Annotated in this window: 11 protein-coding genes; 4 read left to right on the top strand and 7 right to left on the bottom strand. The window is 40.2% G+C overall.

The features are described from left to right. Positions 1–140: 140 nt before the first annotated feature. The 6 genes from gyrA to dnaA all read right to left on the bottom strand — a co-directional run bounded on the left by gyrA (position 141) and on the right by dnaA (position 9,031). A complete protein-coding gene (gyrA, locus tag QOW94_RS06975; RefSeq protein ID WP_283679606.1) occupies positions 141–2,669 on the bottom strand; it encodes a DNA gyrase subunit A in 2,529 nt (842 codons plus the stop codon). 55 nt (positions 2,670–2,724) lie between these two features. Continuing rightward, on the bottom strand, positions 2,725–4,668 hold the full coding sequence (gene gyrB / locus QOW94_RS06970; protein WP_283679605.1) for a DNA topoisomerase (ATP-hydrolyzing) subunit B: 1,944 nt from the start codon (positions 4,666–4,668) through the stop codon (positions 2,725–2,727). 11 nt (positions 4,669–4,679) lie between these two features. Then, positions 4,680–5,795: a DNA replication/repair protein RecF gene (recF, locus tag QOW94_RS06965; RefSeq protein ID WP_283679604.1), complete on the bottom strand. Its 1,116-nt coding sequence runs from the start codon at positions 5,793–5,795 to the stop codon at positions 4,680–4,682. Continuing rightward, on the bottom strand, positions 5,795–6,022 hold the full coding sequence (gene yaaA, locus QOW94_RS06960; protein WP_283679603.1) for a S4 domain-containing protein YaaA: 228 nt from the start codon (positions 6,020–6,022) through the stop codon (positions 5,795–5,797). Before yaaA ends, recF begins: the two co-directional genes overlap by 1 nt. A 310-nt stretch (positions 6,023–6,332) precedes the next feature. Then, positions 6,333–7,472 (bottom strand): DNA polymerase III subunit beta, encoded by a 1,140-nt coding sequence (gene dnaN / locus QOW94_RS06955; RefSeq protein WP_283679602.1) that lies wholly within the window; start codon positions 7,470–7,472, stop codon positions 6,333–6,335. A 209-nt stretch (positions 7,473–7,681) separates the two neighbouring features. After that, a complete protein-coding gene (dnaA, locus tag QOW94_RS06950; RefSeq protein ID WP_283679601.1) occupies positions 7,682–9,031 on the bottom strand; it encodes a chromosomal replication initiator protein DnaA in 1,350 nt (449 codons plus the stop codon). Positions 9,032–9,549: 518 nt separating this feature from the next. Here dnaA and rpmH point away from each other — a divergent pair. The 3 genes from rpmH to yidC are packed head-to-tail and all read left to right on the top strand — an operon-like array spanning position 9,550 to position 10,933. Continuing rightward, positions 9,550–9,684 carry a 50S ribosomal protein L34 gene (gene rpmH, locus QOW94_RS06945; protein ID WP_013729124.1) on the top strand — a complete coding sequence of 45 codons (135 nt, stop codon included), beginning with the start codon at positions 9,550–9,552 and terminating at the stop codon, positions 9,682–9,684. Between the two features lie 56 nt (positions 9,685–9,740). After that, positions 9,741–10,106, top strand: coding sequence for a ribonuclease P protein component (rnpA, locus tag QOW94_RS06940; RefSeq protein ID WP_283679597.1), 366 nt, complete (start codon positions 9,741–9,743; stop codon positions 10,104–10,106). After that, complete coding sequence (gene yidC, locus QOW94_RS06935; RefSeq protein WP_283679596.1) at positions 10,103–10,933, top strand: membrane protein insertase YidC; 831 nt, start codon at positions 10,103–10,105, stop codon at positions 10,931–10,933. The genes rnpA and yidC overlap by 4 nt, the downstream gene beginning before the upstream one ends. A gap of 127 nt (positions 10,934–11,060) precedes the next feature. On the opposite strand, the gene QOW94_RS06930 is transcribed toward yidC, so the two are convergent. After that, positions 11,061–12,014 carry a cation diffusion facilitator family transporter gene (locus QOW94_RS06930; RefSeq protein ID WP_283679594.1) on the bottom strand — a complete coding sequence of 318 codons (954 nt, stop codon included), beginning with the start codon at positions 12,012–12,014 and terminating at the stop codon, positions 11,061–11,063. Positions 12,015–12,190: 176 nt separating this feature from the next. Between QOW94_RS06930 and jag the strand changes: the two genes are divergently transcribed. After that, the gene (gene jag / locus QOW94_RS06925) at positions 12,191–12,913 is read left to right on the top strand and encodes an RNA-binding cell elongation regulator Jag/EloR (protein ID WP_283679593.1); all 723 of its coding nucleotides are present in this window, start codon (positions 12,191–12,193) and stop codon (positions 12,911–12,913) included. The last annotated feature ends 80 nt before the right edge of the window (positions 12,914–12,993 follow it).

Here is a 12,993-nt window from a genome sequence, read left to right as displayed (position 1 = left end):
TGGGTTTTCGTCGATTTAAGAATAGCAGAGTTGAATTCTCTGTGCTACATAGAATTCAAAAAAGCTTCGGAAAAATTAATTTCCGAAGTTTTTTTGCGTTAGCTGGGACTTATGTCCCAGCCTCTTTAATTTATTTTATTTTATTCGTTATCACTATCTGACGACTCATCGTTATCGGAATTTCCATCGGCGTTTGCAGTATCGTCACTATCGGCTGCTTCTTCCTCAGGTACTTCCTTCTCGACCTTAGCCATTGTTGCTACCTTGGCTTCATCATCCATTCTGATCAAATGAACACCAAGCGTTGCCCGACCAGTTTCCGAAACATCTTCGATTCCGAATCTAATCATGACTCCCTTATTGGTGATCAGCATGATATCCTCGTCACCGCTTACGGTTGTTAAACCAGCAAGTGGCCCATTCTTTTCAGAAATGTTGACGGTCTTGATACCCTTACCACCACGACCTTTAATTGGATATTGGTCGGCAGGAGTTTGTTTACCATAACCCTTTTCTGAAATAACGAAGACGTGACTGTCAGGGTTAAGAATATCTGATCCAACTACGTAGTCATTCTCACGAAGCCGGACTCCCCGAACTCCAGTAGCTGACCGACCCATTGACCGAACATCAGTAGCTTTAAAGCTAACTGCGTATCCTTGATGGGTTCCAATAATAATATTCTGATCAGGATCAGCAATCAACACATTATTTACTTGATCGTCTTCTTTAAGGTTAATTGCCTTAAGACCATTGCTGCGAATATTTGTAAACTCAGCAACTGGTGTCTTTTTAACCGTCCCGTGAAGGGTAACAAAGAAGAGGTCCTTCTCAGAATCATTATTTCGATCAGAAATATTAATAACTGCCTGAATTTTCTCGCCGGAATCAATATTCAACAAGTTGATTATTGGAATTCCCTTGGCTGACCTACCGTATTCTGGGATTTCATAACCCTTCATTCGATAAATCTTACCAGCATCGGTAAAGAATAACAGAACATCATGAGTTGATGTCGAAACTAAATGTTCCACAAAGTCATCATCATGAACACCCATTCCCTGGACCCCACGGCCACCACGATTTTGAGCTTTAAACTCAACCGTTGGAATTCGTTTGATATAACCGTTATGAGTTAGTGAAACAATGACATCTTCTTCTTCAATCAAATCTTCATCTTCAAGACTAAGAACTTCTCCAACAAGAAGTTCAGTTCTTCTGTCATCACCAAACTTAGACTGAATATCAAGTAATTCTTGATAAATGATTTCATTGACCCGATCACGACTTGAAAGGATTTCCTTCAAGTCATTAATGGTCTTCATCAATTCATCGTATTCCTTATCAATCTTTTCACGTTCCAATCCGGTTAACCGAACTAGTCGCATATCCAAAATTGCTTGGGCTTGTTTGTCACTAAGGCCAAAGTCAGAAATCAATTGGTTCTTAGCAATTTCACCAGTCTGTGATCCTCTAATAATCTTGATAATGGCATCGATGTGGTCAAGGGCAATTCTCAATCCTTCAAGAATATGAGCTCGCGCCTCAGCCTTCTTCAATTCATACTTAGATCTTCTGGTAATAACTTCCACTTGGTGTTCCAGGTAGTAGTGTAAGATTTCCTTCAAACTAAGAATTCTTGGGGTGCCATCAACAATTGCTAACATGTTGAATCCAAATGAAGTCTGCATCAGTGTTAGTTTGTATAAGTTATTTAAAACAACGTCGGCACTTGCATCGCGCCGGACATCAATAACCACTCGTAACCCTTCACGGTCAGATTCATCGTTGATATCTGTGATACCTTCAATTCGTTTGTCACGAACTAATTCAGCAACTCTTTCGATCAACTTAGCCTTGTTGACCATGTATGGTAACTCAGTTGCGATGATTTTTTGTTTGCTGTCAGCATCACCTTCGATTTCAACTTTAGCCCGAATAGTGATGGTTCCCTTACCAGTTTCGTAAGCCTTTCTAATTCCAGACTTACCCATAACAACTCCCCCGGTTGGGAAGTCGGGACCTGGGATAGCTTCCATCAGATCAGCGGTTGTTGCATCAGGATTATCCATCAGAATGTGGAGAGCTGAAATAACTTCCCGCAAATTGTGAGGTGGAATATTAGTCGCCATACCAACAGCAATTCCTGATGCCCCGTTAACCAATAAGTTAGGAAAACGAGCTGGCATAACAGCTGGTTCCTTTTCAGTACCATCATAATTATCGTTGTAATCAATCGTATCTTTGTTAATATCTCGAAGCATTTCCATGGCAATTTTGCTTAGCCTAGCTTCGGTATAACGCATGGCCGCTGGACTATCACCATCGACTGAACCAAAGTTTCCGTGACCATCAACAAGCATATAGCGGTAACTGAAATCTTGGGCCATTCTGACCATGGCATCATAAACAGCAGTATCACCATGGGGATGGTACTTACCTAAAACATCCCCAACGATTCTGGCTGACTTTTTATATGGTTTATCAGGGGTGATTCCCTGTTCGTTCATTGAGTATAAAATTCGCCGATGAACTGGCTTCAATCCATCTCGAACATCGGGTAACGCCCGGGAGACAATAACACTCATTGCGTAGTCCAAATAAGACGTCCGCATTTTTTTGGATAGGTCGACGTTACTTATTCGGTTGTCATAGCTATCTTCTACCAACTATTCATACCTCCGTTTCAAAGTAAACTACTTAATGTTTCACATGAAACACTAATTAAATATCAAGGTTTTCAACGAACTGAGCGTTGTCTTCGATAAATTCTCTTCGGGGTTCAACCTTATCCCCCATTAGCATTGAGAACACTTGGTTTGCTTCGGCTGCATCTTGTGATTCAACTCTTAACAAACGTCTGTTTTCTGGATTCATAGTTGTATCCCATAACTGCTCGGCATCCATTTCACCAAGACCTTTGTACCGTTGAATAACTGGCTTAGGTGATGGTTGTAATTGACCAAGAACTTGATCCAACTCTTCATCGGTATCAATATATCTTTGCATCTTACCCTGACGAACTTGATATAGAGGTGGCTGAGCGATGTAAACATACCCAGCGTCAACTAGTGGCCTCATGTAGCGGTAGATCAATGTCAATAACAACGTTTGAATATGAGCACCATCGACATCGGCATCGGTCATGATGATCAACTTGTGGTAATGGACCTTTGATAAGTCAAAGTCATCCCCAAAACCAGTTCCCATCGCCGTAAACAACGACCGAATTTCTTCGTTTGCTAAGATTTTATCCATACTTGCTTTTTCAACGTTTAGAATCTTACCTCTGATTGGCAGGATAGCTTGGGTCAACCGTGAACGACCCTGCTTAGCAGAACCACCGGCTGAATCACCCTCGACAATAAATAATTCTGAAATTTCAGGATCTTTACTAGTATTGTCAGCTAATTTACCTGGCAAGTTGGCAATTTCCAACCCACTCTTTTTCCGAGTAACCTCTCTGGCTCTTTTAGCAGCAGAACGTACTTTGGAAGCCAAAATTCCTCGTTCGACGATTTTTTTAGCAACACTTGGATTTTCCATCAAAACCTTTGAGAAGTGCTCTGAGAAAATGCGATCAGTAGCAGTTCTAGCATCTGAGTTACCAAGTTTTGTCTTAGTTTGACCTTCAAATTGAGGATCCGGATGCTTTATGCTGACAACCGCAGTTGTGCCTTCACGGACATCCTCACCAGTTAGGTTAGCATCGTTGTCCTTAAGTAAATTATTCTTACGAGCATAATCGTTGACTACCCTAGTCAAAGCCCGTTTGAACCCTTCCTCGTGGGTACCACCTTCATAGGTGTGGATGTTGTTAGTAAACGTCATTAAGTTGCTGTGATAATCATCGGTATATTGAATGGCAACTTCAACGGTAATTCCGTTTTCCATTCCCTCAACGTAGATTGGTTCGTCAAATAGAACCGTCTTACTTTCATCCAGATACTCAACGTAATGCTTGATTCCACCTTCGTAAAGGAAATCTTGCTCAGTTGGCTTCTCTGGTCGCAAGTCCCGAATAATGATTCTCAGTCCCTTATTCAAGAAAGCAAGTTCTCTGATCCGGGTAGTTAAAATTTTAATATCGTAGGTAGTTGTTTCACGGAAGATATCTGGATCTGGAATAAAGTGAACCTTAGTTCCGTGAAGATCCTCGTCAACTTCATCAATGACCTTCATTGGCGTCTTGACCCGGCCACGCTCAAAGTCCATGTAGTAAACTTTGCCGTCACGAGTAACTGAAACGTCTAGCTCCGTTGACAGGGCGTTAACAACTGAGGCCCCAACACCATGAAGACCACCGGAAACCTTATAACCGCCGCCGCCAAACTTACCACCGGCATGCAAAATAGTGAACACAGTTTCCAAGGCTGGTTTCCCAGTCTTTTGTTGGATATCAACGGGAATTCCCCGACCATCATCGGTAACTGTAATACTGTTATCTTTTTCAACCGTTACAGTAATTTTGGTCGCAAATCCGGCCAAGGCCTCATCAATACCGTTATCAACGATTTCCCAAACTAAATGGTGAAGTCCTTGTGACGTGGTTGTTCCGATATACATTCCGGGCCGTTTTCTAACCGCTTCGAGGCCTTCAAGAACTTGAATTTGGCTCGCATCATATTCATGCGCTAATTCTTTTTTGGTTTCTTTTTCGTCAGCCATTCTAATCCTCCCTAATCCGTTTCTACCTTACCGTTTTCAATTCTAAATACCTTAGGATCAGCAAGGAGTTCCTCTTGAACCCCGCTCAAACTAGTTGTAGTTAGAAAAGTCTGTACTCGATCCTGAATCGCAGTTAACAAATGGGTCTGCCGATAGTCATCCAACTCTGACAACACGTCATCAAGAAGGAGAATCGGGTACTCACCGGTTTGTTCTTTCATCAAATCAATTTCTGCCAGTTTTAGCGACAATGCTGTCGTTCGCTGCTGCCCCTGCGAACCAAAAGAAGTGATCTCCTTACCATTCACAATGAACCGTAAGTCATCCCTGTGTGGTCCTAATAGGGTCGTCGCCCTGACAATTTCTTTTTCACTGATGGTTTTGAATTGCTTTAAGAGATCGTTATAAATATTCTCAACGGTACCAAGTTGATCTTTAGTAACGGCTGTTTTGTATTGAAAAACGAGTTTTTCTTTACCCTGAGATATTTCTTGATGGATCCGTTGGGCATATCTTTGTAACTTATTCAGTAACGATATTCGCTCAAAAATAATCTCTGCCCCATAAGCCGCCAACTGATCAGACAAAACTTCAAGGTAAACCTTGTCGGTCCTCACGTGGTGCTTAAGGTCGCGGAGATATCGATTTCGTTGCTTCAAAATCTTTCGGTACTGCGTCAAGTTGTATAGATAATGGGAACTCATCTGACCAAACTCCATGTCCATAAACTTTCGTCTGGTCTGGGGGGACCCCTTTACGATTGATAAGTCCTCTGGCGCAAATAAAATAACGTTGATTTGGCCGATGTAGCTAGATAATTTAGCCTGTTCCAAATGATTCAGTTTAGCCTTCTTACCCTTTGGACCTAAATCTAGTTCCACGGGAATCTGTGAATATTGCTTCTTTACGATTCCTCTGATCTGTGCATTTTGACTATCCCAATTGATTAGTTCCTTATCATTTGCAGTCCGATGGCTCCTGGCCAGTGATAAAACGTAAATTGCCTCAAGAAGATTAGTTTTACCCTGCGCATTTTGGCCAAGTAAAACGTTAATCCCAGGAGCAAATTCAATTGTTTGATCAACGTAGTTCCGATAGTTATGAAGCGAGAGCTTAGTCAGCCGCATTAACTATCCTGCTTTGAGCGAATAAAAAATAAGCCAACATCAGGAACAGAAACCGTATCACCATCGTACAGTTTCTTGCCCCGGCGGTCCTCAGGCTCGTTGTTAACTTCAACCGCAGTTTCTTTTAAAAACCACTTTGCCTGACCACCACTGGAGATGATTGATTCCTCTTTTAGCATTTGGCCTAAAGTAATGTATGGTCCATCAATGACAATCTCTTTTTTCACAATTTCACCCACCTTTGTCATACCAGTATTATACGCTTTTTATCGGTAAAAGTACATCTCTCGAGCGAATATAAGCCATTTTCAGCCATTTTTATTGATTTTGGCACTTATGCCTGAAATACGGAAAAATTCATCATATGCCGTTTAATGGAATTATATAGCCTAAAACGGATTTTTTTCATTTAGAGTCAATCAGTTAGATCCTCCAATTCAAAAAAAGAAAGCGAAATCATTTTGATCCCCGTTTGAGGATATAAAAAAACCAGTAATAATCTCATTTTATTGAAATCATTGCTGGTTTTTGATTAATCTAGAAAGTTCTAATTGGTGTGATCAGCTGAATAAACTTTTCACTATCCTCGGTTGGCATTAATGTAAATGGTCTCAAGGCTGACGTAAAGTCAACGTTGATTGCCGATTGACTTAATGATCTCAAGGCATCCTTCATGTAGTCGGGGTTAAATGAAATCTCCAGCTTGTTACCCTGAAGTTCAAGTGGTTTGATTCGTTCTTCAACTACACCAACATCAGGTGAATTGCCGTACATAACTACTTCATTTTCATCAGGATCGATAATTAGCTTAATTACATTGTTCCGAGATTCATGAGACAAAAGCGAAGCCCGTTCCACAGTTGATAATAGGGATGCTGCGTTAAATGAAACGCGGGTGTCAAATGAATCAGGAATTAATCTAGATGTATCTGGATAGTTTCCCTCTAGGATTCTTGAATAGAACAATGTGTTACCAACAACGAATAGCGCTTGGTTTTCATTGACTGACAACATAACGTCGTCTTTTGAATCATCAATCATTTTTGATAATTCATTCAGGCTTTTACCTGGAATAACGAAATCATAGGTATCAGCAACGCTTTGTTGTAATTCAATTCGTCGTTGACTAAGACGGTGACTATCAGTTGCTACAGCGACGATTGTGTTGTCAGCAATTGTGAAATGAACTCCGGTAAGAATTGGTCGACTTTCCTGATTTGAGACAGCAATTACTGTTTCACTGATGATTTGCTTTAGTAAGTCACCAGCAAGTGGAATTGAATTGCCTGAATCAATTTCTGGTAAGTGAGGATAGTTGTTAGCATCAAGACCGTTGATGGTAAAGGCAGCTGTTCCTGAATTAATGGCTGTTTGGAAATTATCACCAACTTCGATTGTTAACGTATCTTCAGGAAGTTTCTTAACGATTTCTGTAAAGAATCTAGCTGGTAATACAATTGAGCCTTCGGATTCAACTGCTAATAAGTTATCGGAATCTTCTGCTTTTACGGTTGTTTCGATTGAAATATCTGCATCACTACCAGTAAGGATGAGACTTTCACTAGTTGCAACTAATTTTAATCCAGTAAGAATTGGAATCGTGGTTTTAGTTGAAATTGCTCGTTGAACCGTATTTAAAGCTTTTATAAGGGCTGTTTTGCTGATTGAAAATTTCATGATTGATTGTCGACCTCCTAAATTGTGTGGCAACACAAAGTTACTTAAATTAAATAATAAAAGAATAGAACCAGTAGTAGGGCCTGTGGATTCTGTGGATAACTAGTGGCTGTGTATAACTAGCGAAGAAAAGAGCTGTGGATATCTATGTGCATAAAAGCACCATAACTCAGATTGTTTTCCACAGCTGATTATATCATTATTTTAGTTTAGCCAAGGTCCTTTTTTAAAGCGGTCACTTCGTGTCGTAAATCAGTATCCAATTTTAGCTGCTCAGTTATTTTTTCGTAAGCGTGGATAACGGTTGTGTGATCCTTACCACCGAATTCCTTACCAATCTTTGGTAGAGAGCTATTTGTCATTTCACGAGCAAGGTACATTGCAATTTGCCTTGGTAAGACAATTGATTGAAGTCGCTTCTTTCCCTTTAGGTCACTTACTGAAACGTGATAATAGTCCGCAACCTTAGTTTGAATGTCCGCAATTCCGATTTGGTGGGACTTGGTTGCTAGCTTCAATCCTTTTAACGCTTCATAAACAAGATCAGTTGAAATCGGTTCACCCTTTAGTTTCGAGTACGCTTGAACTCTCGATAACACGCCTTCAAGTTCACGCACGTTTGAATCAACTTGATTTGCTATGTAATTGATTGTTTCATTTGGAATCTCAAGGTGGTCGATTTCAGCCTTGTTTTTAAGAATAGCAATTCTTGTTTCAAGGTCTGGAGGGGTGATGTCGACTGGTAATCCCCAGGCAAACCTGGATACCAATCGTTCTTGTAACTTGGGAATTTCTTGGGGGACACGGTCTGATGTTAATACGATTTGCTTATCGTTATTGTACAGATCGTTAAAAGTATGGAAGAACTCTTCTTGGGTTGCTTCCTTGTCAGCGAAGAATTGAATATCATCGACCATCAAAATATCAACGGCCCGGTATTCCCTTCTAAACGCCTCCGTTTGATTGTTCTGGATGGCATTGATGAAGTCATTCGTGAACGCCTCACTAGTAACGTACTTGACCTTTGTATCTGGACGGTCGACTAGCATCTTGTTACCGATGGCCTCCATCAAATGCGTTTTGCCAAGGCCAACACCACCGTAGAAGAACAGCGGGTTATAAAGTTTACCAGGCTCTTCTGAAACGATGAGTGCTGCGGCGTGAGCCATTTGATTACCCTTACCGATGATGAAGTTATCGAACGTATAGTTAGGATTTAAATGAATTTCCTTACTAAACGAATAACCGGGTTTATCATCTATTTCCTTATTATCATCTTCGGAATCAGAAGTTGCTTCCTCAGTTGGAACCTCTGACTCAAGGACAAATTTTGGTTCGATATTTCCCTTCGTTAGAACAAAGGCATACTCAATCAGATTAGGGGCAAGTTGTTTTTCCCAGTAATCCCGATGAAGTTCAGAGGGTAAGGATAAGGTTAATGTGGAACCATCAAAGCTAACTGGCTTTACTGGCTTGATCCACGTTTCATATGACAGCTTGGGTGTGTTGTTTCTGAATTGTTCGCTCAATTCATTCCATAGGGCATCCTTATCTGGCACATTTAATTCCCCCTTCGTATTTGGATTTAAGATCCTTAATTTTTTCAGCAAACTAATTCTAGCATTGTAGAAAAAAGTTTTCCACAGGGTAAATAACCCTGTGTATAAATGTTTCACACCCAGTTTATTAATTTTCAACACCCCTGTGGATAACTGTGGATAAAAATAGATAATCACAAGTAATCAACAAGTAACTGTGGATAAAAAAAGCGGTAATTTATAAAGGGTTTCGCTTTTATTTTTAAAGTTATCAACAACCTGTGGATATAGAAAAACGCAGGCTGTGTTTTTGTGGATAACCATGTTTGAAAGCAGTGAATTGGCTTCTGAAAAAAAACGGGTTATCCACATGTTTTTCGTTATGAAACATTTTATAAAAAAGCAAAATATTTTTTTATATGCTAATCAAGTGTTCCAATAATTTATGAGTTGTGTTACTATATTTAGGAAATGCATTTTGATAAGAAAAAGTTTAAATGCGTAATTGCAATAAATTAGCGTAAGGAGGCGTTCTATCAATGAAGAGAACATATCAACCAAAGAAGCGTCATCGCGCTCGCGTTCACGGTTTCCGCAAACGTATGAGCACCAGTAATGGTCGTAAGGTGTTGGCACGCCGTCGTCAAAAAGGTAGAAAGAGTTTGTCTGCATAGACCACTGACCATTCAGTGGTCTTTTTTTCATTTTTAATTCTATTTGGAGATGTATGATGCGAAAATCATTTCGAGTAAAGAAGGAAGCAGACTTTCAAAAGGTATTTGAAACCCATAATTCAGTTGCCAATCGTCAGTTTGTCGTTTATAAATTAGATAAACCAGGTCAACCTCATTTTCGGGTTGGTATTTCTGTCGGTAAGAAGATTGGAAATGCGGTTCACCGTAATTGGGTTAAACGAAGAATCAGACAGTCGCTTCTGGAGCTTAAGGGAGACTTACGTCAAGATGTTGATTTCATCGTGATTGCTAGACCTTCTACTGATCAGATGGCGATGAAAGATATCAAGGCCGGATTGATCCACGTTTTAAAATTAGCAGATTTAATTAAAACAGATGACAATAGCGAGGAAAAACAGTGAGAAAAAGAACGAAGAAAGTAGTTACACTCGCGGCGTTAGCGAGTTTAGCAATTGTACTGTCTGCCTGTAGTAACGCACCAATCACCAATCATAGTACTGGTATTTGGGATGGATTAGTTGTTCTCAACTTCTCCCGGGCAATCATTTGGTTATCCCAATTTGGTGGGTACGGAATGGGAATCATCATATTCACTATTATCGTTAGAATTATTATTCTACCATTGATGATTTACCAAACCAGAAGTATGAGAAAGACCCAAGAAGTTCAGCCCCAACTTCAAGCTTTGCAAAAGAAGTACTCATCAAGAGATACAGAAACAATGCAGAAGTTGCAAGCAGAACAAAAGAAGCTATATGCTGAAGCAGGAATCAACCCAATTGCTGGTTGTTTACCAATGTTAGTTCAAATGCCTGTTCTATTTGCTTTGTACCAAGCAATTTGGCGGACCCAAGAATTACGAACAGGAAGCTTCATGTGGCTACGACTGGGACATCAAGATCCATACTTCATTTTGCCAATCTTGGCTGCTTTCTTTACCTTCTTAAGTTCATGGTTAGCTATGAAGGGGCAGCCACAGCAAAATTCCATGACTTCGATGATGACGTTCGGAATGCCAGTAATTATCTTGATTACGGCCGTTAGTTTGCCATCAGCCTTGTCACTTTACTGGGTAGCAACCAACGCGTTCCAAGTTGGTCAGACACTGGTTATTCAAAACCCTTGGAAGATCAACAAAGAGCGTGAAGAAAAGGAACAATTACAAAAGCAAAAAGAACGAGCAGTTAAGAAGGCCATTAAAAAGGCTAAGAAGAGTAAACGTAAGTAGTGGATAAGCTACTTACCTTTACAAATTGAAAATGATGGAGCTAGGGCATTGCCTTAGTGACATTGAAAAAACACCGCACTAATTTCATTTTTTGAAATCTAGTGCAGTGTTTTTTATTTATCCAATGTTATTCTGCCACATCACTTTTTCGTTTAAGACTAATCGGGTATGCCTTAACGTCAGCATCTAGAATGTCATACTTTTGCATTAGGGCCTTTTCAACGTTTTCACCAATTACGTAGGAGGTACTTAGCTTGGTGTTATCAGCTAGGTAGATGCCAACTTGGACTACGATTTGATCACCCAAGTAACGGGGTTCAATACTTTGAACTTCAATTACATCAGCAACGGCCGCTGCTGTTTTTCGATACTGATCGATAGTTTTGGGATCGAAACCCTCGGTCAGTCGCATTGTTGTGGTCTTAAAGATGGAGATACTAGCGCTAAGGATCAAGAAGCCAACGACGGTGGTTGCGGCCGCATCAAGCCAGTGAATTCCTAGGTAGGCACCGGCAATCGATAGGAAGGTCCCAAAACTCGTAAATGAGTCGCTAAGCAGGTCTTTACCAGATGTTATTAATGCCTGGTTGTTTAACTTAGTTCCGTGAACGCTGTTAATATTCGCTAAGCCAAAAATCAATATTCCGGATAATAAACTGATTCCTAGTGACCATGTATTTGGGGTCACAAATTGACCGTTTAGGTAACGCTTGAAGGCGTCAAATCCGGAAATTAGAATTTGAATACTTACCGCAAACATGATTGATGCTGAAATAAATGAAGCGATATTTTCGAATTGCCAGTGGCCAAGCAGGTGAGATTTGTCCGGTGGCTTAATTGATAGGTGCAACCCAATAATTAAAATTGCCGCACCAAAGACCCCCGTTAGGTTATTGAGACCATCAGCGACCAACACTGAAATATTTGCCGTGTAGCCAATTACGAGTTCTGCAACCATAATTGTTGCATACACGATTAGGTTTAAGTATGTTATTTTTTGTGCTTGAAGTAGCCGGCTAACCCTGTGTTGTCGGTCAAGCGCAACGTTTCTGCCGGCGTCAAATTGATTTAAACTAGCCACGTTATTTCCCCCAAAATATAAATATCTTAATGTAATGTAACTAAAGTTGAACCGCCAGCTAGTTGGTTCTGCCATCTATAATACCTAAAGTAACTGATAAAATCATAGATTTGCATTTATCGAAACCCAAAAATGTGCTATTATATTTCAGTTAAAATCATTAAAAGGGGTCCATTATGACAACATATTCCGGAAACACCATTGAAGAGGCAGTCAACAAAGGATTGCTAGACCTATCATTAACTAAAGAGAACGTTGACATAAAAGTGATCACTCAACCTAAGTCCGGCTTTTTAGGTTTTGGAAAACGGCAGGCTGAGGTTGAGATAACTCCTCATAAGCCAGCCAATCCAGTGTCAGAAAATAATTCCGAACCAGAGTACCAACGGGAAGAGGAACCAACTGATAGCAATTCAGATGAAGACGAAACTAAGTTATCGCCACAAGAAATAAGTAATGAGCTTGAATCCTATTTAACTGATGTTTTAAGTGGCATGGGGTTTGAATTTAAACTTGAACCTAATCTACAAAATCATCACTCACTTTCAATCAATATCGTAACTGCTGAGGACAAACAAAGTATCTTGATTGGTCGCCATGGTAGAACCATCAACGCACTTCAAGGACTTGCTCAAATATACGTTAATCGGTTGGGAGCAAATAATTTAACCATTGAAATTGATGCTGCTGATTATCGGGCTAGGCGGAGTGAAGCTTTAGTTCAGCTTGCTGAGAAGACAGCTAGAAACGCCATTGCAAATGGGAAACCAGTGTATCTAAACCCAATGCCTTCTTTTGAAAGAAAGCAGATTCACAACGCGTTGGCTGACAATAACCACGTTATGACTTATTCAACGGGACGGGATCCTCACCGAGTAATCGTGGTTGCACCAAAATAGGTTTTAAATCATATTGACAAATCAACCACGATAAAATATTATAGTGGTAATCATTCTTATCTTAACTAGGTAAAGTAGTC

The sequence above is a fragment of the Lentilactobacillus sp. Marseille-Q4993 genome, assembly GCF_951230165.1.
GTDB lineage: Bacteria > Bacillota > Bacilli > Lactobacillales > Lactobacillaceae > Lentilactobacillus.
Note: the sequence above shows the minus strand (reverse complement) of the source record. Positions and strands in the feature narration are given on the sequence as shown.

Coding starts and splice junctions, on each gene's coding strand:
- jag (WP_283679593.1), top strand. CDS start 12,191: ATGACAACATATTCCGGAAACACCATTGAAGAGGCAGTCAACAAAGGA.
- gyrB (WP_283679605.1), bottom strand. CDS start 4,668: ATGGCTGACGAAAAAGAAACCAAAAAAGAATTAGCGCATGAATATGAT.
- rpmH (WP_013729124.1), top strand. CDS start 9,550: ATGAAGAGAACATATCAACCAAAGAAGCGTCATCGCGCTCGCGTTCAC.
- recF (WP_283679604.1), bottom strand. CDS start 5,795: ATGCGGCTGACTAAGCTCTCGCTTCATAACTATCGGAACTACGTTGAT.
- dnaN (WP_283679602.1), bottom strand. CDS start 7,472: ATGAAATTTTCAATCAGCAAAACAGCCCTTATAAAAGCTTTAAATACG.
- rnpA (WP_283679597.1), top strand. CDS start 9,741: ATGCGAAAATCATTTCGAGTAAAGAAGGAAGCAGACTTTCAAAAGGTA.